This is a genomic window from Caballeronia sp. LZ032, assembly GCF_031451315.1.
GTDB lineage: Bacteria > Pseudomonadota > Gammaproteobacteria > Burkholderiales > Burkholderiaceae > Caballeronia.
Window position 1 is genome coordinate 161,973 of record NZ_JARUXP010000002.1, and the last position, 17,636, is coordinate 179,608.

Annotated in this window: 18 protein-coding genes; 10 read left to right on the plus strand and 8 right to left on the minus strand. The window is 64.2% G+C overall.

Annotation, left to right across the window (positions count from 1 at the left end):
* Nucleotides 1-1,797: a thiamine pyrophosphate-requiring protein gene (locus QCE69_RS16325; RefSeq protein WP_309920357.1), complete on the minus strand. Its 1,797-nt coding sequence runs from the start codon at nucleotides 1,795-1,797 to the stop codon at nucleotides 1-3.
* Nucleotides 1,798-2,048: 251 nt separating this feature from the next.
* Between QCE69_RS16325 and QCE69_RS16330 the strand changes: the two genes are divergently transcribed.
* Both QCE69_RS16330 and QCE69_RS16335 read left to right on the plus strand, forming a co-directional pair.
* Nucleotides 2,049-2,756 carry an MgtC/SapB family protein gene (locus QCE69_RS16330; protein ID WP_309920359.1) on the plus strand — a complete coding sequence of 236 codons (708 nt, stop codon included), beginning with the start codon at nucleotides 2,049-2,051 and terminating at the stop codon, nucleotides 2,754-2,756.
* Between the two features lie 112 nt (nucleotides 2,757-2,868).
* Nucleotides 2,869-3,072, plus strand: a complete 204-nt coding sequence (locus QCE69_RS16335; RefSeq protein ID WP_309920361.1) for a hypothetical protein — start codon at nucleotides 2,869-2,871, stop codon at nucleotides 3,070-3,072.
* A gap of 444 nt (nucleotides 3,073-3,516) precedes the next feature.
* Here the strand turns inward: QCE69_RS16335 and QCE69_RS16340 are convergent, their stop codons facing one another.
* Entirely contained in the window at nucleotides 3,517-3,957 is a 441-nt protein-coding gene (locus QCE69_RS16340) for an RcnB family protein (RefSeq protein WP_309920364.1), read from the minus strand.
* Between the two features lie 233 nt (nucleotides 3,958-4,190).
* Here QCE69_RS16340 and QCE69_RS16345 point away from each other — a divergent pair, with 233 nt between their 5' ends.
* From QCE69_RS16345 to QCE69_RS16355, 3 genes are all read left to right on the plus strand, one after another.
* On the plus strand, nucleotides 4,191-6,137 hold the full coding sequence (locus tag QCE69_RS16345) for a KUP/HAK/KT family potassium transporter (protein ID WP_309920367.1): 1,947 nt from the start codon (nucleotides 4,191-4,193) through the stop codon (nucleotides 6,135-6,137).
* Complete coding sequence (locus QCE69_RS16350; RefSeq protein ID WP_309920369.1) at nucleotides 6,134-7,414, plus strand: MFS transporter; 1,281 nt, start codon at nucleotides 6,134-6,136, stop codon at nucleotides 7,412-7,414. The genes QCE69_RS16345 and QCE69_RS16350 overlap by 4 nt, the downstream gene beginning before the upstream one ends.
* Nucleotides 7,415-7,476: 62 nt before the next feature.
* Nucleotides 7,477-7,626, plus strand: a complete 150-nt coding sequence (locus tag QCE69_RS16355) for a hypothetical protein (RefSeq protein ID WP_309931864.1) — start codon at nucleotides 7,477-7,479, stop codon at nucleotides 7,624-7,626.
* 7 nt (nucleotides 7,627-7,633) lie between these two features.
* Here the strand turns inward: QCE69_RS16355 and QCE69_RS16360 are convergent, their stop codons facing one another.
* From QCE69_RS16360 to QCE69_RS16370, 3 genes are read right to left on the minus strand one after another with little or no spacing between them, the layout of a single operon-like run.
* Complete coding sequence (locus tag QCE69_RS16360) at nucleotides 7,634-7,840, minus strand: hypothetical protein (protein WP_309920373.1); 207 nt, start codon at nucleotides 7,838-7,840, stop codon at nucleotides 7,634-7,636.
* A 35-nt stretch (nucleotides 7,841-7,875) separates the two neighbouring features.
* A complete protein-coding gene (locus tag QCE69_RS16365; protein ID WP_309920376.1) occupies nucleotides 7,876-8,154 on the minus strand; it encodes a hypothetical protein in 279 nt (92 codons plus the stop codon).
* Nucleotides 8,155-8,174: 20 nt separating this feature from the next.
* Nucleotides 8,175-8,351, minus strand: a complete 177-nt coding sequence (locus QCE69_RS16370) for a hypothetical protein (protein ID WP_309920380.1) — start codon at nucleotides 8,349-8,351, stop codon at nucleotides 8,175-8,177.
* 271 nt (nucleotides 8,352-8,622) lie between these two features.
* Between QCE69_RS16370 and QCE69_RS16375 the strand changes: the two genes are divergently transcribed.
* The 4 genes from QCE69_RS16375 to QCE69_RS16390 all read left to right on the plus strand — a co-directional run bounded on the left by QCE69_RS16375 (nucleotide 8,623) and on the right by QCE69_RS16390 (nucleotide 13,738).
* Nucleotides 8,623-9,876, plus strand: a complete 1,254-nt coding sequence (locus QCE69_RS16375; RefSeq protein ID WP_309920382.1) for a radical SAM protein — start codon at nucleotides 8,623-8,625, stop codon at nucleotides 9,874-9,876.
* Between the two features lie 13 nt (nucleotides 9,877-9,889).
* The gene (locus QCE69_RS16380) at nucleotides 9,890-12,019 is read left to right on the plus strand and encodes a 2OG-Fe dioxygenase family protein (RefSeq protein WP_309931866.1); all 2,130 of its coding nucleotides are present in this window, start codon (nucleotides 9,890-9,892) and stop codon (nucleotides 12,017-12,019) included.
* Entirely contained in the window at nucleotides 12,016-13,263 is a 1,248-nt protein-coding gene (locus QCE69_RS16385) for an MFS transporter (RefSeq protein ID WP_309920388.1), read from the plus strand. The genes QCE69_RS16380 and QCE69_RS16385 overlap by 4 nt, the downstream gene beginning before the upstream one ends.
* A gap of 85 nt (nucleotides 13,264-13,348) precedes the next feature.
* A complete protein-coding gene (locus tag QCE69_RS16390; protein WP_309931868.1) occupies nucleotides 13,349-13,738 on the plus strand; it encodes a hypothetical protein in 390 nt (129 codons plus the stop codon).
* A gap of 1 nt (nucleotide 13,739) precedes the next feature.
* Here the strand turns inward: QCE69_RS16390 and QCE69_RS16395 are convergent, their stop codons facing one another.
* The gene (locus tag QCE69_RS16395; RefSeq protein WP_309931869.1) at nucleotides 13,740-14,069 is read right to left on the minus strand and encodes a hypothetical protein; all 330 of its coding nucleotides are present in this window, start codon (nucleotides 14,067-14,069) and stop codon (nucleotides 13,740-13,742) included.
* A gap of 76 nt (nucleotides 14,070-14,145) precedes the next feature.
* Complete coding sequence (locus QCE69_RS16400; RefSeq protein ID WP_309920396.1) at nucleotides 14,146-14,730, minus strand: glutathione binding-like protein; 585 nt, start codon at nucleotides 14,728-14,730, stop codon at nucleotides 14,146-14,148.
* Between the two features lie 227 nt (nucleotides 14,731-14,957).
* Between QCE69_RS16400 and QCE69_RS16405 the strand changes: the two genes are divergently transcribed.
* Nucleotides 14,958-16,079: a GGDEF domain-containing protein gene (locus tag QCE69_RS16405; protein WP_309931872.1), complete on the plus strand. Its 1,122-nt coding sequence runs from the start codon at nucleotides 14,958-14,960 to the stop codon at nucleotides 16,077-16,079.
* A 15-nt stretch (nucleotides 16,080-16,094) separates the two neighbouring features.
* Here the strand turns inward: QCE69_RS16405 and QCE69_RS16410 are convergent, their stop codons facing one another.
* Nucleotides 16,095-17,378: a cystathionine gamma-synthase family protein gene (locus tag QCE69_RS16410; RefSeq protein WP_309931873.1), complete on the minus strand. Its 1,284-nt coding sequence runs from the start codon at nucleotides 17,376-17,378 to the stop codon at nucleotides 16,095-16,097.
* Nucleotides 17,379-17,636 lie beyond the last annotated feature (258 nt).

Here is a 17,636-nt window from a genome sequence, read left to right on the forward strand (position 1 = left end):
TCACTTGTCCTTGTGTCCCGGCAACACCGCGCCGAGCACCTGCTTCGCCGTATCGACGATCACGTTGGCCTGGCTCGGATCGCCCTTCATCAGCGTGGTCGCGAAAGCCTTTGCCTGCTGCATCGTGATATGCGGCGGCAGCGGCGGCACGTTCGGGTCGGCCTTTACTTCGATCACCACCGGACGGTCCGCAGCCAGTGCTTCGTCCCATACGGCGGCCATGCGCTCGGCGTCATCGACGTAGATGCCTTTCAGGCCGATCAGCTCCGCGAACTTGTGATAAGGCACCGAAGGAATGTCCTGCGACGCCTCGAACTTCGGGTCGCCTTCCATCACGCGCTGCTCCCAGGTGACCTGGTTCAGATCCTCATTGTTGAGGACCATGCAGATCCAGCGCGGATCGCTCCACTGCTTCCAGTACTTCGCCACCGTGATGAGTTCGGCCATGTTGTTCATCTGCATCGCGCCATCGCCGACGAGCGCGATCACGGGCCGCTCCGGATGCGCGAACTTCGCGGCAATCGCATAGGGCACGGCCGCGCCCATCGAAGCGAGCCCGCCCGACAGCGAGCACAGCATGCCGCGCTTGACCTTCAGGTCGCGCGCATACCAGTTCGCGACCGAGCCTGAATCGCTCGTGACGATCGCATTCGACGGCACGCGCGGCGACAGCTCCCACACGGTGCGCTGCGGATTCACGCCGCTCTTCGCCGGTTCGATCGCGCGCTTCTCCAGCGTCTTCCACCAACTTGCCAACCAGCCTTCGATGTCCTCACGCCAGCCGCGTTCGGTCTTCTGCTGCAACAGTGGAAGCAGGGCGCGCAGCGTCTCGGCGCTGTCGCCGACGAGGTTCACTTCCATCGGATAGCGGATGCTCAGCATGTCCGCCTTGAGGTCGATCTGCACGCCGCGCGCCGCGCCTTCCTTCGGCAGGAACTCGGCATACGGAAAGCCCGAGCCGATCATCAGCAGCGTGTCGCATTCCATCATCATCTTGTAGCTCGGCTCCGTGCCGAGCAGACCGATGGAGCCCGTCACGAAGGGCAAGTCGTCGGGCAGCGCGGCCTTGCCGAGCAGAGCCTTCGCGACGCCCGCGCCGAGCTTGTCCGCCACGGCGATGACTTCGTCGGTGGCCTTGAGCGCGCCTGCGCCGACGAGAATCGCCACCTTCTTGCCGGCGTTGAGGACGTCGGCTGCGCGTTGCAGGTCTTCGTCATAAGGGACGGTCTTCGGCGCGCGATAACCCACGCCCGAATGCAGCGTGCCGTGCTTGCGGCCGGGCGGCTCGTAGTCGAGATCCTGAAGGTCGTTGGGCAGGATGAGCGCGGTCACCTTGCGCTCGGACAGCGCGATGCGCACCGCGCGATCCACCAGATGCCGGATCTGCGAGGGCACGCTCGCCTGCTGCACGAACGCGCCGGCGACGTCCTTGAACAGCGCGGGGAGATCGACTTCCTGCTGGTAGTGACCGCCGAGCGCGGCGCGCGCCTGTTGACCGGCAATCGCGAGCACGGGCATGTGATCGAGCCGGGCATCGTAGAGACCGGTGATCAGATGCGCGGCGCCCGGGCCTGATGTGGCGATGCACACGCCCAGTTCGCCCGTGAACTTCGCATGCGCCGACGCCATGAACGCCGCCATTTCCTCATGGCGTGCCTGGATGAATTCGATCTTGCCCTTCGAGCGATTGAGGGCGCCGAACACGCCGTTGATGCCATCGCCAGGGTAGCCATAGATGCGGCGCACGCCCCAGGCATGCAGACGGTCGATCAGAAAATCACCGACAGTGGTGGTCATGGAAAGCTCTCCGAAAGTCGTGAACCAAAGCGCGGGATACCGAACCGCAGACAAGCCGTGCAGCGCAAACCGCATGCCGACGGGGCTTCTGTCGGGAGCTTGTTCGATGACGGAAAGAAGTTGGAAAGCTGGCCACGCGTGCAGTCAGCGTTCATACGGGCTCGACGATTGCTGGACAGTCATGACTATGGCGACGCGCCGGGCTTCGCTTGCCGGATGCGCTCGCCAACATTACTCAAGGAACAGGCGATATGGCGCTCATGCCACTGACATTGCACTGGACAGACGTGTGCATGCGGCTGTCGCTGGCGGTGCTGGCGGGCATTCTGATCGGTTTCAATCGCGGTGAGTCAGGCAAGGTGGCCGGTCTGCGCACCACGCTGCTCGTGTGTCTCGCTGCCTGTCTCGCGATGCTGCAGGTCAACGCGCTGCTGCTTCAGGCGGGCAAGACGCCGGAATCGTTCGCGGTACTCGACCTGATGCGCCTGCCGCTCGGCATTCTCTCTGGCGTCGGATTCATCGGTGCAGGCGCGATCCTGCGCAAGGACGGCCTCGTCAAAGGCGTGACGACTGCGGCGACGCTCTGGTTCGTGACGGTGATCGGCTTGTTGTTCGGTGGCGGTCAACTGGGACTCGGCGTGGCCGGGCTCGTGCTCGGCATTGTCGTGCTGTGGTTTCTCAAGGCGCTCGAAGTGCGCATACCGCGAGAGAACCAGGCCGACCTGCACATCACCTATCAGCGCGGACGCTTCTCGCGTGAAGCACTTGCTGAAGCGTTGCGGATGTCGGGTTGCACGCTGTTCAGCGTGGCTGCATCGGTGAAGACAGCAGACGGGTTGATCGAGGAGAAGTTCAACGTACGCTGGCATGGACGGCCCGACGAACCTCTTCTTCCCGCCTTCAACGAAGCGGCACTGGCGGCCGGGGCTTCGGGATCCGAATGGAATCTCGTGAGATGAAGTGGAGACGCGTCCCGCTGAAGAGAACGGAACGCGAGCATATCGAACAATTGGAAGCCGCTGCGCTATGGCGTATAACAAAGTAGCTTGATTCGATTTGTCAGGAGTCGAGATGCTGATTCGCTGCGCTGCGTGCAACAAGCTCATCTATTCCGACGATGCGTTGAACGATGGCACTTGTCCGGCCTGCGGTTCAACGGAAACTGAATACATCGCCATGGGTATCGTCTTCGAGCAGGCTGCTGTTCCGCATGCGCCGGCAGTCGATGCCGCCGAAGGAGCCGCCCGCTCCGCCGCCCCCCGACCTCGGACCTGAATGACGGACGCCTTGCGGCACACGGTGTTGAAGGCGCGCAATGTCCCTCTCGTTGCGCGCATCCTTGCCCGCCCATTGTGGCGGGCTTTTTAATGTATGGGCGTCGCTGCGGGGCATGGCCGTTGCTGCGGTCGAGGAACGATCAACGTTGCCGTGAGGACAGCATGAACAAGGATCAGCGTGAAGGCATCAAGGAACAGTCAAGGGCTGGGTCGATACCGCCGTCGGCACGGTCACGGGCAACGAGGACCGCAAGGTGAAGGGTGATGTGGAGATCACGAACGGCGCGAATCGCAAGGATTACGGCGATCAGAAGAAGAACATCGAGAAGGGCGTCGAAGATCCGGGTGAACCGACCAATCAATGACTTGCCGCGTGCAGACAACGAGAAGACAAGGAAGGTCGGCACGTATCCGCGCACCGCGCGGACACGTGCAATAAACCTTACTGCGAGAGCATGACCTGGGCGATCACGCCCGATGCGACCGCAACCAGCAGATAGTCCGCGCCGACGCCGACCCACTGATACCCGCGCGGCGGCTGACGCAGCCCATGTTCGTGCCAGTTGTCGACCACGTACTCATGGTCGCGATACTCCGACGAGAGGCGCTGACCCTTGCGCCATTCCCCATGCGGCGGCGGCTGATTCGCGTGCTCGGCAGGACCGCCGGGCTGATGACCGTTCATCCCGGGACCGGGACCATGATCCGCGCCGCCTTGCGGCCCACGAGCCTGATGCGCGCCAGGACCGCCAGGACCACCAGGGCCGCCATGCATGTCGTGATGCTGATCCGGACCGCCGGGCGCAGGCTGCGCGAAGGCCGCGCCCGTCGTGAGTCCAAGGTTCGCGCAGATGAGCGCGGCAACGATTCGAGCTTTTTTCATGTGGTTTCCTCTCCGTGTTTGCAAATTGCCGATTCGCTCAGGCGGTTTGTTGCGCACCTTCAGCACTTTTCGCGCCTTGCGAATCGTTGGAGGCGACTTTACGCAAAGCTTCTCTAAAATGACGTGAGCATGTGTAAGCAACGCTTACCTTTGATTACGCGGATTCACTAAACCGTGTTCGCGGAACGCGCTTTGCTACGGGATCGACACGCATCAGGGAGCGCACACGCCGCATGACATCGACATCGAACGATGCCCGCGGGCATCTTGCCGGACAGCAAACGGCCTCGCGTCCCGGCCGCGACTCGTCGCACCGGTCGCTGAAGGTCCTCGTTCCCGGCGCGCTCGGCGTGGTGTTCGGGGATATCGGCACGAGCCCGATCTATGCCTTGCGACAAGCCGTGAGCGAGTCGGGCACGCTGGACCCGCGCGTGGTGCTGGGCATCCTCTCGATGATCGTGTGGGCCGTCGTGATCGTCGTGATGGGCAAGTATGTCTGCTATGTGATGCGTGCCGACAATGAAGGCGAGGGCGGCATCATCGCGCTGACGGCGCTCGTGCGCTCCGGCTACGAACGCGAAGGCCGCCATGTGCCGCGTTTGCTGTTGACGGCCGGCCTGTTCGGCGCCGCCATGTTCTACGGCGATTCGATGATCACACCGGCCGTGTCGGTCCTGTCCGCCGTCGAAGGGCTGCGTCAGGTGAGTGCGACCTTCGAACCGTTCGTCGTGCCGCTCGCGCTGCTGATCCTGATCGCGCTGTTCGCGTTCCAGCATCGCGGCACCGCCGCCGTGGGGAAATGGTTCGCACCGGTGATGTCGGTGTGGTTCGTCTATCTCGCGGCGGTCGGCGTATATCGCATCGTGCAGCATCCCGACGTGCTGCGCGCGCTGTCGCCGTCGTTCGCGTGGGACCTCGTGCGCATGCGTCCGCTGCTTGCATTCACCTTGCTCGGCGCAGTGATCCTCGCGCTGACCGGCGCCGAGGCGCTTTATGCCGACATCGGGCACTTCGGCAAGCGTGCGATCCGGCGTGCGTGGCTGTTCGTCGTGTTCCCGGCGATCATCGTCGGCTACTTCGGGCAAGCCGCCGCCATCCTGTATCAGCCCGGCGCGGCCAGCCAGCCGTTCTTCTTCGCCGCGCCTTCTTGGGCGCTCATCCCCACCGTGGTCATCGCGATGCTCGCCACGGTGATCGCGTCGCAGGCCGTCATCTCCGGCGCCTTTTCCATGACGAGCCAGGCCATTGAACTCGGCTTTCTGCCGCGTTTGCGCGTGGTGGAAACTTCATCGTCGCAACATGGGCAGGTGTACGTGCCCGCCGTCAACGCGGTGCTTTTCGCCGCCGTGCTGTTCCTCGTGCTGACGTTCCGCAGTTCGGCGCGACTCACTTCGGCTTACGGCATCGCGGTCGGTCTCACGATGTTCGTCACCTCCATGCAGATGGTGAGCCTCTCGCGCAAGCTGTGGCGCTGGCGGTGGATAGCCATCGTTATGATCAGCGCACCGCTGCTCGCCATCGATACGCTGCTCGTCGCGGCGAACATTCACAAGCTCCCGGACGGCGGCTGGTTTCCGGTGACGATCGGCATCGTGCTGTTCGTCGCGATGGCGACCTGGCATCGCGGCCGCGCGCTCGAGGTGGTGCATGCTTCGCACGCCCAGCCGCTCGCTGACTTCCTGCGCGATGCATGCCGCGACCCCGAGCCTCCTGCGCGCGTGCCCGGCACGGCGGTCTATCCTGGCAGCATGCCCGGCTCGACGCCCGCCGCGCTGGCAAGCAACCTGCGGCACAACCGTGTGCTGCACCGGACCGTGATCGTGTTCGCGAACCGCTCGGAATCCGCGCCGCGTATCGATGAAGAGACACGTATCGAAGTACGCGATCTCGGCGCGGGCTGCTACGAAGTCATCTCGCGGCACGGCTTCACCGAACGGCCCAATCTGCCGCGCCTGCTTGCCTCGCTCGAAGGGCAACTCGGCGGCTGGCGCTTCGACCCGAAGCACACCACGTACTTCCTGCCGCGCGACGAAGCCGTGCCCGGCTGCTCGCACGGCCAGATGTCGCGCTGGCGCGAGCGGCTGTTCGGCGCGATGTCGGCGCATTCCGCATCGAGCGCGGAATACTATGGCCTCAGGAGCGAGGATGTCGTCGAGCTCGGCGTGCAGGTCGCGCTGTGAAGAGACTTCCGGTGAAGGATGTGAAGCCGACTGTTCCGCTGCTCGCACTGAGCTTCTTCGCGGCGGACGTGCAGGCGGGCGTCGGGCCGTTTCTCGGCATCTTTCTGCAGGCGCATGGCTGGACGCCCGACCGCATCGGCTCGGTGCTGACCATGGGCGGCATCGTCGCCATGCTGGTCACGGCGCCGGCGGGCGCGCTCGTCGATGCCAGCACCTACCGGCGCATGATCGTCGCGCTCGCAAGCGGTCTCAGCATCGTTGCGGCGCTCATCATCTGGATGTGGCAGGGCTTCTGGCCCGTCACGCTTTCGCAGATCTCGACGGCGATCGGCGGCGCGGCGATGGGCCCGGCGCTGGTGGGGCTCACGCTCGGCATGGTCGGACGGCAGAACTTCGATCGCCAGTTCGGCCGCAATCAGGTCGCGAATCACGCGGGCAACATCGCGGCGGCGCTGCTCTCGGGATGGCTCGGCGCGACGCTGGGCATGCCGTGGATCTTCGCGCTGAGCGCGGGGTTCGGCTTGGCGTGTATCGCCACCGCGTTCTGGATTCCTGGCCGCTCGGTGCATCGGCATTTCGCGCGCGGCCTCGCCCGCCACGATGACGACGATGCCTCCGACATCCGCGCGCAAGGTTTCTCCGTGCTGTGGCGCAATCGTCCGCTGCTGGTGCTGGCCGCCGCGCTCGCGCTCTTCAATCTCGGCAATTCGGCGATGCTGCCGCTTTACAGTCTCGCGGTCGCCTCGGCGCACGTGGCGGATCCGAGTCAGGTGACGGCGGCCAACATCGTGATCTCGCAGGTCGTGATGCTTGCTGCGGCCGCCTATGCAAGCCGCCTGACGCGTCGCTGGGGCTTCTGGTGGATCCTGCTCGTCACGCTCGCGACGCTGCCGTTGCGCGCCATGACAGCCGCGTGGGCACCGCCGTTATGGGGCCTCCTGCCGGTGCAGGTCTTCGACGGCATCGGCGCGGGCCTGCAAAGCGTCGCGGTGCCGTCGCTGATCGTGCATCTGCTGCATGGCACGGGGCGCGTGAATCTCGGGCAGGGTGCGGTGCAAGGCGTGGAGGCGGGCGGTGCGTGCCTGAGTCCGCTGCTTGGCGGCTGGCTTGCGCATCAGTACGGCTATCCGGTGGCGTTTCTCGTGCTTGGCAGTTTCTCGCTGGCTGCGTTCGCCATCTGGACAGGGTTCGCGCGGGACGTGCGTGAGGCGTGCGACACGCGGCGCGATGAGCTGGTCAAGCTGAACGAGATCGACTCTTCGACACTTCTGCCATGACGCGGCACGGCGAATGCGTTCATCGCCGGACTGGATATGTCATCTGGACGAGGATGGATCGAATGGACTACACCCAAGCACGCGCGCAACACCTGCACGTTCCGACGCCCGACAGCGACCCGGATCCGGCGCCGCCGCCGGACCGCACACCTGATGCACCGCAGCCGATCGGCGATCCGCCGAACAGCCAACCACCGGAGCGTCTTGGATAACCGCGGACTAACCGGCCGGCAGCATGTCCGCCTTCGCGTTGGCGTGCTCCTTGGCCGCGTGCAACGCGGCTTCGGCGGTTTTGACGGGGCGGTCACGCATCTCAGTGTAACCATCGGCATCGATCGTGTAGGACCAGGTGCATAGCCCGGTCGGATCACGATCGATGTCGATATTCACGGTGTGGCCATTGCGCATATAGCTTTCGGTAGACATGATGCGTTCTCCGATGTTGGCAATTGAGCAAGCTGTCAGGACATTCCCGCGCCGCCCCGGCGTTTGATCGCGAGGATGGCGGCGGCGGGCACATGCACGATGCCGAAGCCGAGCACGAAGACCAGCCAGCGCGGCAACGGCAAATCCAGCGTCAGAGCGCCCATCGCGCCGAATGCAATCCCCACCACGATCAGCACCAGATGCGCGATCCGGCGTTTGCCGGCGCCGCTGGTGAATTGCGGGATCTCGTAGTGCGCGTAGCACACCACGGCGCCCATCAGCGCGCCGGCGAGCAGGGCTTGCCATGCGATCATCGTTCAGCTTCGTGCAGGGTTTAACGCGTGGAATCGGGCGGCACGCGGTCCTTTTCCTGCGACGAGGGCAGCGCGTTTTCCGAATCCTCATGGCCGCGTTTCTCGCGGGCATCGAGATCGCGTTGCTGAGTGGGCGTGCCCGTGGGCTCGTCCATTTCTTCCGCGTTCACGTGTTCGGGTCTGGATGGGGTTGGCATGTCGGCCTCCTGAGTGGGCGGCAATGGAAGCATTTGAGCAATCTCCAGACCCGCGGCATGCAGCGCCCGTCTATCAAACCATATGAAAGCAATGTAATTGGTTTTAATCCCGGCTTTCGATAAGTCCACGAATGTCAATTTGCTTCGCGGGTATTGCTGTAATTGAAACCCGAATTTAGAATTTTTCGCAGGCGGTGAAAATGAAATCAGACGCCTGGTTGATGCAAGGCGTTTGATCGTTCAATTCAGCATGGCGACAGGAAATTAATCCATGGCAGGCCTTCATAAGGCCTTCCATAGGAAATTCAATGCGCCACATCAACGAGAGCGTGAAAAAAGAATGTCGGTTTCCACACCAGATGCAATTGAAATATCCCTGGCGATGCCTGAATTCAAGGATGCCGAGTGTTCCGAATGGCAGGACTGGCGCTGGCATCAAAGGAATACCATTCGCGATGAGGCGACGCTGCGCAACGCATGCGGCGACTTTCCGGAAGAGTTGAGTCAACGCATTCAGCATAATCTTCAGGGCCGCAAACTCCAGATTACGCCCTATTATCTCCGCCTGATTCTCGATAACAACAAGTACACCAGCATCGTCGATAACCCGCTATGGCGTCAGGTCGTTCCGTTCTGGGATAAAGAGGCCGCGGGCGGATATGACGGTGAGTCGGAGAACTGGGAGTTATCCCATGAGATGAAAACGCCGATCTGTCAGCACAAATACGACAATCGCGTCATTCTGCGCATGGTCAATACCTGCAATACGTATTGCCAGTTTTGTTTCGAGGCGCTGAGAACGCTGGAAGTCAACAGCGACAAGAGCAAGGCGAGCCGCGACACTTTCCTCGACAGCGTGGCGTACGTGGCGCGCAATCCAGCGGTCGAGGAAGTCATTCTGAGTGGCGGCGACCCGCTGATGCTGTCAGATGCGAAGCTCGATGAGCATCTCGGCGCGCTCCGGAACCTGAACCGTGACATCCTGATCCGCATCCATTCCCGCTCGCTGACCTTTAATCCTTACCGCATCACGGACGAACTGATCGACATACTGAAACGCCATCGGGTCAATTCGTTCGGCGTGCATGTCTGCCATCCGGATGAGCTCAGCCCGGCGTTCATGCACGCGGTGAAGCGCATCCAGTCGGCCGTGCCCATCGTCTTTTCCAACATGCCGTTCCTGCGCGGCGTGAACGACAACGAAGCGACACTGCATCGCCTGTTCATCGAGTTGTATCGCTGCGGCGTCAAACCGTACTACCTGTATCACTTCATGCCGTTCTCGCCGGGCGCGTCGGTCTACAAGGCGTCCATCCGCGATGCCATCCGCATCATGAAGCGCCTGAAGCGGCGCGTGTCGAACATCGCAATGCCCGAGTACGTGCTGCCTCATGCCAAAGGCAAGTTCACCGTGCCCCTGTTCGAAAGCGAGAACGACATTCCGCAGTTCGTCGAGGCGGACGGCCAGCGCATTTACCGGTTCGTGAACTGGCAGGGCGAAACATGCGACTGGATCGACAATTAACGGGAGATACAGCATGAGCAAGTTGATTTCCCGTCCGGATGACGCCAGGCGGCAAGCCGCGGTGCTGTTCGTGCAGATAGAAAGCCCGGTGCCCTCGGTGACTGCATACGGGCACCGTCACTTCGACGCTGCCCGCAAAATGGGCTTTGCGTGCCTCACCGCCGTGATGCGCCCGGCGGGGTCCATGGCCGGCGCGGAGCCGGATACCGATGAGGTCTGGCCGCTCGAAACGCTTACGGCCGATTCGCTGCTCGCGTTGCTCGAACGTCTCGACGCGCGTTACGACATCAAGGCGGTGTTCTGTCATGCTGGGCAAGCCTCGATGCTCGGCGAGGTCGGCGCGATCGTGGCGGAAGTCTGCCGGCTGACCGGCAGGGTGCATTCGGAGCCGGCGGCCGTTGCGGCCTGCAACAACAAGTTCCTGATGCGCTCGCTATTGAAGCGGCACGGTGTTCGATCGGTCCGCCATGCCCTGTGCAGCGATGCAGCCGCACTGCGCGAGGCGGCCGCGGAGGTGGGCTATCCGCTGATTGCGAAGCCGCCTTATGGCGCGGGTTCGGCTTTCACGGCCCGCTGTCAGGATGAGGGCGAACTGTCGGACCACTACCACCGCTTCACGTCGCAACGCAATGCAGTCACGGTGGCGGACTTCTTCGGCGCGCCGCACGAGATCCGTCTCGCGGGCGCCGCTCCGGTCCGCTACGCACCGGGCGAAAGCATTCTGCTCGAAGAATATATCGAGGGGATCGAAGGCAGCGTCGAATGCGTGATAGTCGATGACGTGCCTTATCCGGTCCTCGTCCATGAAAAGCTGATCCTGACCGAGAAGCGCGGCACCGTGCTGGAGAACCTGCTGATCTCGCCGCCGGTGACGTTCACGGCAGCGCAAACCCACGCCATCAAGGAGTACGCGGTGGAATGTCTCACCGCGCTGGGCTTGCGAAACGCCATCGTCCATCTGGAGTTCCGCCTGACGGCGGATGGACCGGTCGTGATCGAGATCAATCCGCGGCTGGGCGGGCTGTATGTGGACGCGGCGTTCCGGGACATCGCGGGCCTCGATCCCTACGCGCTCTATGTCGCGCTGCTGACGGGCGCGGACGGATTGCACGATCGCTTGCGCGATGCCTGCGCCCACGCGGCCGGCGTGCGCCAGCACTACGCCATGTTTGCGCTGTTTCCGGAGCACAGTGGCCGGTTCGAGGGATTCGCCGGGCTGGATGTCCTGACGGGCGATTCCGCCGTCATCGACTTCGCCGTCGCCTGTCCGGAAGGCAGCGAGGTCCAGGCGGAGATCGAAGAAAGCTATCTGCTGAAAGGCTGGGCGGCCGTGGACGGGCGTGCCCACGCGCTGCGCCTGTACGGCGGGCTGATCGAGGCGCTGAAGCCGGTCGTCGTGCCGTTCACGCACATCCCGGAGCGCGAAGCCATGACCATCGAAGCCATCATCGATACATTGAGCCGCAACCGCTTCTGTCATGCGCCTGACTTCGCCGGCATGATCCGCCATGATGCCGACGAACAGCTTGCGTTCACGCGCCATTGGGACCGCCTGGCCACAGACGAGAATTTCATCAACTACACGCGGCGTGAGCGGCGCTTGCTGCGTTACCGCTTCGCTCCGGGACAGCCCTTGCAAATCGACAGGAACCCGGATTTCAAACCCGCCGCCGTGTATGACGTCGACTACACGCCGGGGCTCAACCGCCTGACCTATGCCGAGGATTCCTTCATCCACAGCGGGATACTCCGGCAGATTCTCGACGCGGATATCGCCATCCTCGAAAGCCAGTTGCATCCCGAACGCGACTATACGATCGAGATCCATCAGTTCCGGGTGTTCGCGGAAGGCGGCGCCGTGAGTCCCACTACATCGGGCATCCACCAGGACGGGCTGGATTGGGTCTGCATGCATTTCATCGGCAGCCGCAATATCCAGCCGGTCGTCTCGGAACTCCACGCGTCGAAAGACTCCGCCGCGCCGTTGTGGGCGCATGCGCTCGACGGCTTCCTCGACACTCTGATCGTCGATGACGCCGCGCTGTTCCACAGCGCCAGTGCTGTCCGGCAGGCGAATCCGGGCGAACGGGCTTTCCGCGACATGCTGCTGGTGTCCTTCCGTGGCGCGGAGCGACGCGCATGAGCACCGGACCGATGCCTTGCCGAAGCGTCCCGTCCGGTTTGACGCGGGTGTATGTCTGGCTGTCGTTCAAGACCGTTTCCGACATCAGTTCCACCATGATCAGCATCGTGCTCGCCGCGTACGCGTTGAAGGTAGCGGATTCGGCCGCGCTGCTGGGCCTCGCGATGGCCTTGCGCCTGCTTGGCTCCGTGGCCGGCGCAACAGCGATGCCGCGGCTGCGCGGACTATCGCGGCGCACGATGATCTTCGCGGCGGAAGCGGGCAGTGCACTGGCCATCGGCGTGCTGGCGGTGTCGTCGCAGCGCGCGGATGCCGTGCTGATCTATGTGGCGCCGTTCCTGATTGGCTTCTTCCAGGGCGTCTACCGCGTCTGCATCATGTCGGAGGTGCCGGAGATGGTCGGGCAAGCGGGCCGGCATCGCTTCAACGCGATTCTCAGCGCCACTGACGGCATCGCTGTCGTGAGCGGCAGTCTGATCGCGTCCGTCGTCACGCAGGTGCTGACTTACAAGAACGTCTTTCTGATCGACGCACTCACTTTCGCCCTGTCCGCGCTCGTTTTCGTGACGCTCGTGGCCCGCATGCCGCGACGGTGCCTTCCGGCCCTGCCTGCGCAAGGCGAGAGCGTGAAGCCGGCGGTCGCGGTGCGGCATCTGTCAACGGTCGTGATGCTCGTGATCGGCGCGCGCTTCGTGGAGGCGTTCGGCTCGGGCACGCATAACGTGGGCTTTCCGATCAAGTCCCTGGCGTTCGACGTGCGCCAGCCCGTGTTTCTCTACGGCTGGCTGATGGCGGCATGGGGCGCCGGACGGCTCGTTTCGGCGGCTGTCACGCCGCGCATGCTCGAACGGCTGGAAGGGCGCAACCGGTCGCTCGAACCGTGGTTCATCGGCTTGCTCATGCTGACCTTCGCCTGCTTTCTCGGCGTCTTCGAATGGCAGGGCATGGCCGGCATGCTCGGATTCGTCTGGCTGGCCGGCATCTTCGACGCCGCCACGGAAACGGCCTACTACTCGCTGCTCCAGTCGGCGCCGGCGGCTTCGCGCGACTACGTCATCGGCACGTCCTACGTGGTGGAGCGGACCGGACTCGGACTGGGCATGCTGACAGTCGGGCTGGCGTTTTCCAGTCTTGGAACGGAGGCTGCCGCCTTGCTGTTCTATGGCGGGTCGATTGCGCTGGCTGGTCTCGTGCTCGTGGCCGTCAAGCGACGTAGCAGGCGCAGCGGTGGCCGATTTCCCTGACCATTTAGCCAATCCGCCATAAGCCGTACAGGCGCGGCGCTTGCTGATTTCTTCGCATGTGAATCACGCATCTCCAGGAGAAACGATGAGAATCACCGACTATGATCAGCGCGTCGAAGAACTCCAGCTTGCAATATCGAGCGCGTTCGAATCGCGCAAGACACCGGCCGTCAGCGTGCTCGACGAAGAAGCCTCGGTGGTCATCAACGTGTCATGGGTAACCGAGAGCGGTCGCGACACGACGCTCGATTCGCGCTGCAGCGCGTCGGTGCGCTTTACGACTTCGCAGTTGGAGCGCTATTCGTCGGTGGACATTGGCCGCCGCAAGATCATTCAGGGCCGGGTCGTGGAGGGCTTGCGCCAGGCGTTCGCGCAATCCGGCGGCACGCAGTCGGCGCCCGGCGCGTGTTCCCTCGAACTGCGCGCCGACGACGCCTGGTTCGTACCGCCCGAAACCTCGACTGAAGTCCTCTGACTTACATGCCTTGCGCGCCGGCATTGCCGGTCGCCGGGCTGGTCGAGCTGTTCGAATCGTTCGCCTTGCCGCCGTTCAGCCGCGGCTGCATGCCGCCTGAGCCGGGCGTCGTTCCCTTGCCGGCGGCGTTCGTGCCATTGGCCGTCCCGCCGATGCCCGTCTGGCCGGCGCCTATGGCATCGTCGGCGGGGGCGGTCGAATGGTTCGTCGCCGCGCTTTGTCCCTTCGACGGTCCGTGACTCGCGCCAGGTTGCGTCTGGTCGGCGGCGCTGGCGGTGCCGGCGAGGCCGAGCATCAAAAAGGACAGCGCGAATGTTCTGCTTGCGTTCATGAGTAATCTCCGCTGGATCGGGACGCCCGCCGATATGCGAGGCGTGGTCCCCATCCACGCGCAAGCCGCGTTCCGCTCAATCGAGACCTTCGTGCTCGAATGCCAGCTTCACCGCCGGCCGTTCGCGCATGCGCTGATAGAAGGCTTGCAAGGGCGCGGGCGCCTCGATGCCCACTTTCTTCGCCCACGTCAGCATGGTGAAGAGATAGGCGTCGGCGACGCTCGCCTGATCGCCGAACAGGTAGTCGCCCTTCATCATCTTCGCGATCAACTCGAACCGCTGCCCGATCTTCTCGCGCCCCGCTGCCGCCTCCGCATCCGACGACGGCTTGAAAACGCGGCCAAACTGCTTGTGAATTTCAGTGGAAATGAACGCGAGCGTCTCCAGCAGCCGCGATTGACCGTCCTCGCCCGATGGCGCGAGTTGCGGCGCGCGCTGCGCCACCCACGCAAGAATCGCGATGTTCTCGGTGAGACGCCGGCCATCGTCGAATTCGAGGACGGGCACGTAGCTCTTGGGATTGATGTCGTCGAAAGACTGGCCGTCTTCGGTCTTCTTGGTCTTCAGATCGACCTTCACACGGTCAAAGTCGATGCCCGCTTCGTGCAGCGCGATGTGATCGGCGAGACTGCACGCACCGGGCGCGAGATAGAGTTTCATTGCGGCTCCTTGGGTCGTGACCGCGGCATGCGGCAACGTCCGATGCGCGAGCAAGGTGCATGCCGCTGCACGGTCCATCTACGCCGCCGGCAAGAACGCACGGGTATGATACGGCCGTTGCTCGCAGATGAGCCTGTATGCCGCGATTCCGGACGCGTTGACGTCATGGCGGAGCGGCACGCCGTCGCCGACGGTCGAGTTTTCCGCACGCGCGTAGCGGCTTCCCCATGTTCCACACACCCGATACCGAAACACTCCGCCTGTGCAGCGTGCTCACGAGCATCGCGTTCGGGCTGGTCTTCGCCCTGTTCCGTTTTGGCGGCCGCCGCGAGGCTTACTTCATGCACTGGTCAGCGAGCGCGTTCCTGTACGCGGCCGTGCTGATCGGCTTCGATTCCGCGCCGCGCGGCCAGCCGTTCGCCATCAGCCTGCTGATGGGCGCGCTTGCCGCGACCAACATGCTGATCGTCTCGGGCCTGCGCGCCTTCGACGGCAAGCCGCCGTTCCGCCTCTGGATGCTCGCGCCGGTCGCGGACTGCGCCGTGGTCCACATGCTGCCGGTGCTGATCGCCGGACGCGGCCCCGGCACCGGCGCATGGACGCAGGCGGTCGATACGGTGACCATCGCCATCTCCGCAGGCATTGCGGGCGGCATCCTGCTCGCGAGCGGACGGCGCGACCGGAGCCGCGCACGGCGCATCGCGGGGCTGGCCATCCTCGGTTATCTGCCGGGCTATGCGATCGTGCTCGTGGCCATCTTTTCGATGACGCCGCGCATCAACTATCTCGCGCTGATCCCGATGCTCTCCGACCAGCTCTTGCTGGGCGTGCTCAATCTCGGCCTGCTCGCGATTCCCGCCGAACGCGCGCAACAGCGGCTCATCGACGCCGCGCTGCGCGATCCGCTGACGGGCGCCTGGAACCGCGCGGGCTTCGACCGGCAGGCGGGGCGGCTGGCGTCGGCGGGCGCGACCGTGCTCGCCATCGACCTCGATCACTTCAAGCAGATCAACGACCGCCACGGCCACCTTGCCGGCGATACCGTGCTGATCGAACTCGCGCGGCTGGCGGGCGCCGAGGTGGCGTCGCTGGGCGGCGCCTTCGGGCGGCTGGGCGGCGACGAGTTCGTCGCCATCCTGCCGGCCTCACGCGCGCCGGATGCGCAGGCCTGCGCGAGCCAGATTCACGAGGCGTGCCGCAAATACACCGAAGGCATGCCGGAATGGACGACGAGCATCGGCGTGTCGCAGATCCTGGCCGGCGAGACCGGTCATCAGGCGGCGCTGCATCGTGCCGATGGCGCGCTCTATCGCGCGAAGCTGACGGGGCGCAACAAGCTGACCGCCTGACGCTTTGGCTTGCCTTCAGCAGTGCTGCAACGCATCCGACAAGTCCGCGATCAGATCGTCCGGATGTTCGAGCCCGACCGACAGCCGGATCAATCCCTCCGACACGCCCGCCGCCGCGCGCACCTCCGCCGGCACGCCTGAATGCGTCGTGGAGGCCGGGTGGCAGACCAGCGATTCCGTGCCGCCGAGACTCACCGCCGACCTGAACAGCGACAGCCCGTTGATGAGCCGGAACGCCTGCTCGCGGCCGCCGTCGAGCACGAACGCGAAGGTCGAGCCCGGACCGCTGCACTGGCGCCGGTACACGGCCTGATACGCCGCGTCTTCGATCAGTTCCGGATGCAGCACCTTTACCGGCTTGAACGGATTGTCCGCGAGCCAGCGCGCGACCGCCGTGCCGCTGCGCGCGGCGCGTTCCATGCGCAGCACGAGCGTTTCCATCGACCGCGCGATCATCCAGCACGAATGCGGGTCGAGCTGCGAGCCGAGCGTGCCGCGGATCGCGCGCAAGGTCTTGATAAGCCCCGCCGGACCGGTGATGCCGCCCGCCACCAGGTCGCTGTGCCCGCCGATGTACTTGGTCAGCGAGTACACGCACAGATCGACGCCATGCTGCGCCGGCTTCTGGAACAGCGGCCCGAGCAGCGTGTTGTCGCACACCGAAAGCGGACGGTAGCCGTGACGTTGCGCGAAGCCGTCGAGTTCGCGGCGCAGCGCATCGAGATCGAACAGCGCGTCGGTGGGATTGGCGGGCGTTTCGACGTAGCACATCGCGACCTTGCCGGTTTGCGCGGCGGCGTCCAGCGCGGCGCGCAGCGATTCGGGCGAGAGGCCGTCCGCGATCGGATGCGAATGCACGCCCCATTCGGGCAGGAACTTCGACATCAGCGTTTCCGTGCCGCCGTACAGCGGCACGGACTGCACCACGCAGTCGCCGGGGCGCAGGAAGGCCAGCAGGACGGCCGCGATGGCCGCCATGCCGCTCGATGTCGCGAGCGCGGCTTCGGAGCCGTCGAGCAGCGCAAGACGGTCCTCGATGATCTCCAGGTTCGGATGATTGAAGCGGCTGTAGACCAGCCCGGCGCTTTCGCCTTCGGGCAGCGGCTTGCGGCCCGCGACCATGTCGAAGAACTCGGCGCCGTCCTCGGCGGTGCGGAACGCGAAGGTCGAGGTCAGGAACACGGGCGGCTTGACCGATCCCTCCGACAAGAACGGATCGTAGCCGTACGACATCATCTGGGTCTCGGGATGCAGTTCGCGGTCGCCGATCTTGCGCTTGTGATAGGTGCGGTAGGCCATGCTTCGCTCCGGCTGGTTGAGGGTAGTTCTGGCTCATGCTAACCGGAACTATCGGAGGGCACGGTGCAGGTCGATGCACGCCGATGGTGCTGCGTTGCACCATGCCGCGCCTTGCCGTCATGGCCGCAAAAACCACTCAAAGCCCCGCCACACAACGCTCCCGGCACGTTAGGCCCGCATGGCCCGGAAGTTGCCTTGACTGAAGCCTCCGGTTCAACGACGAGCCGGAGCTCGATGGCTTGACCGCTCGCGCGCTGC

Bases quoted from the DNA above. Each gene is read 5' to 3' on its own strand.
- QCE69_RS16345 (WP_309920367.1), top strand. From the start codon at position 4,191: ATGACATCGACATCGAACGATGCCCGCGGGCATCTTGCCGGACAGCAA.
- QCE69_RS16390 (WP_309931868.1), top strand. From the start codon at position 13,349: ATGAGAATCACCGACTATGATCAGCGCGTCGAAGAACTCCAGCTTGCA.
- QCE69_RS16380 (WP_309931866.1), top strand. From the start codon at position 9,890: ATGAGCAAGTTGATTTCCCGTCCGGATGACGCCAGGCGGCAAGCCGCG.
- QCE69_RS16360 (WP_309920373.1), bottom strand. From the start codon at position 7,840: ATGTCTACCGAAAGCTATATGCGCAATGGCCACACCGTGAATATCGAC.
- QCE69_RS16325 (WP_309920357.1), bottom strand. From the start codon at position 1,797: ATGACCACCACTGTCGGTGATTTTCTGATCGACCGTCTGCATGCCTGG.
- QCE69_RS16410 (WP_309931873.1), bottom strand. From the start codon at position 17,378: ATGGCCTACCGCACCTATCACAAGCGCAAGATCGGCGACCGCGAACTG.
- QCE69_RS16375 (WP_309920382.1), top strand. From the start codon at position 8,623: ATGGCAGGCCTTCATAAGGCCTTCCATAGGAAATTCAATGCGCCACAT.
- QCE69_RS16400 (WP_309920396.1), bottom strand. From the start codon at position 14,730: ATGAAACTCTATCTCGCGCCCGGTGCGTGCAGTCTCGCCGATCACATC.
- QCE69_RS16330 (WP_309920359.1), top strand. From the start codon at position 2,049: ATGGCGCTCATGCCACTGACATTGCACTGGACAGACGTGTGCATGCGG.
- QCE69_RS16355 (WP_309931864.1), top strand. From the start codon at position 7,477: ATGGACTACACCCAAGCACGCGCGCAACACCTGCACGTTCCGACGCCC.
- QCE69_RS16340 (WP_309920364.1), bottom strand. From the start codon at position 3,957: ATGAAAAAAGCTCGAATCGTTGCCGCGCTCATCTGCGCGAACCTTGGA.
- QCE69_RS16365 (WP_309920376.1), bottom strand. From the start codon at position 8,154: ATGATCGCATGGCAAGCCCTGCTCGCCGGCGCGCTGATGGGCGCCGTG.
- QCE69_RS16385 (WP_309920388.1), top strand. From the start codon at position 12,016: ATGAGCACCGGACCGATGCCTTGCCGAAGCGTCCCGTCCGGTTTGACG.
- QCE69_RS16370 (WP_309920380.1), bottom strand. From the start codon at position 8,351: ATGCCAACCCCATCCAGACCCGAACACGTGAACGCGGAAGAAATGGAC.
- QCE69_RS16335 (WP_309920361.1), top strand. From the start codon at position 2,869: ATGCTGATTCGCTGCGCTGCGTGCAACAAGCTCATCTATTCCGACGAT.
- QCE69_RS16405 (WP_309931872.1), top strand. From the start codon at position 14,958: ATGTTCCACACACCCGATACCGAAACACTCCGCCTGTGCAGCGTGCTC.
- QCE69_RS16395 (WP_309931869.1), bottom strand. From the start codon at position 14,069: ATGAACGCAAGCAGAACATTCGCGCTGTCCTTTTTGATGCTCGGCCTC.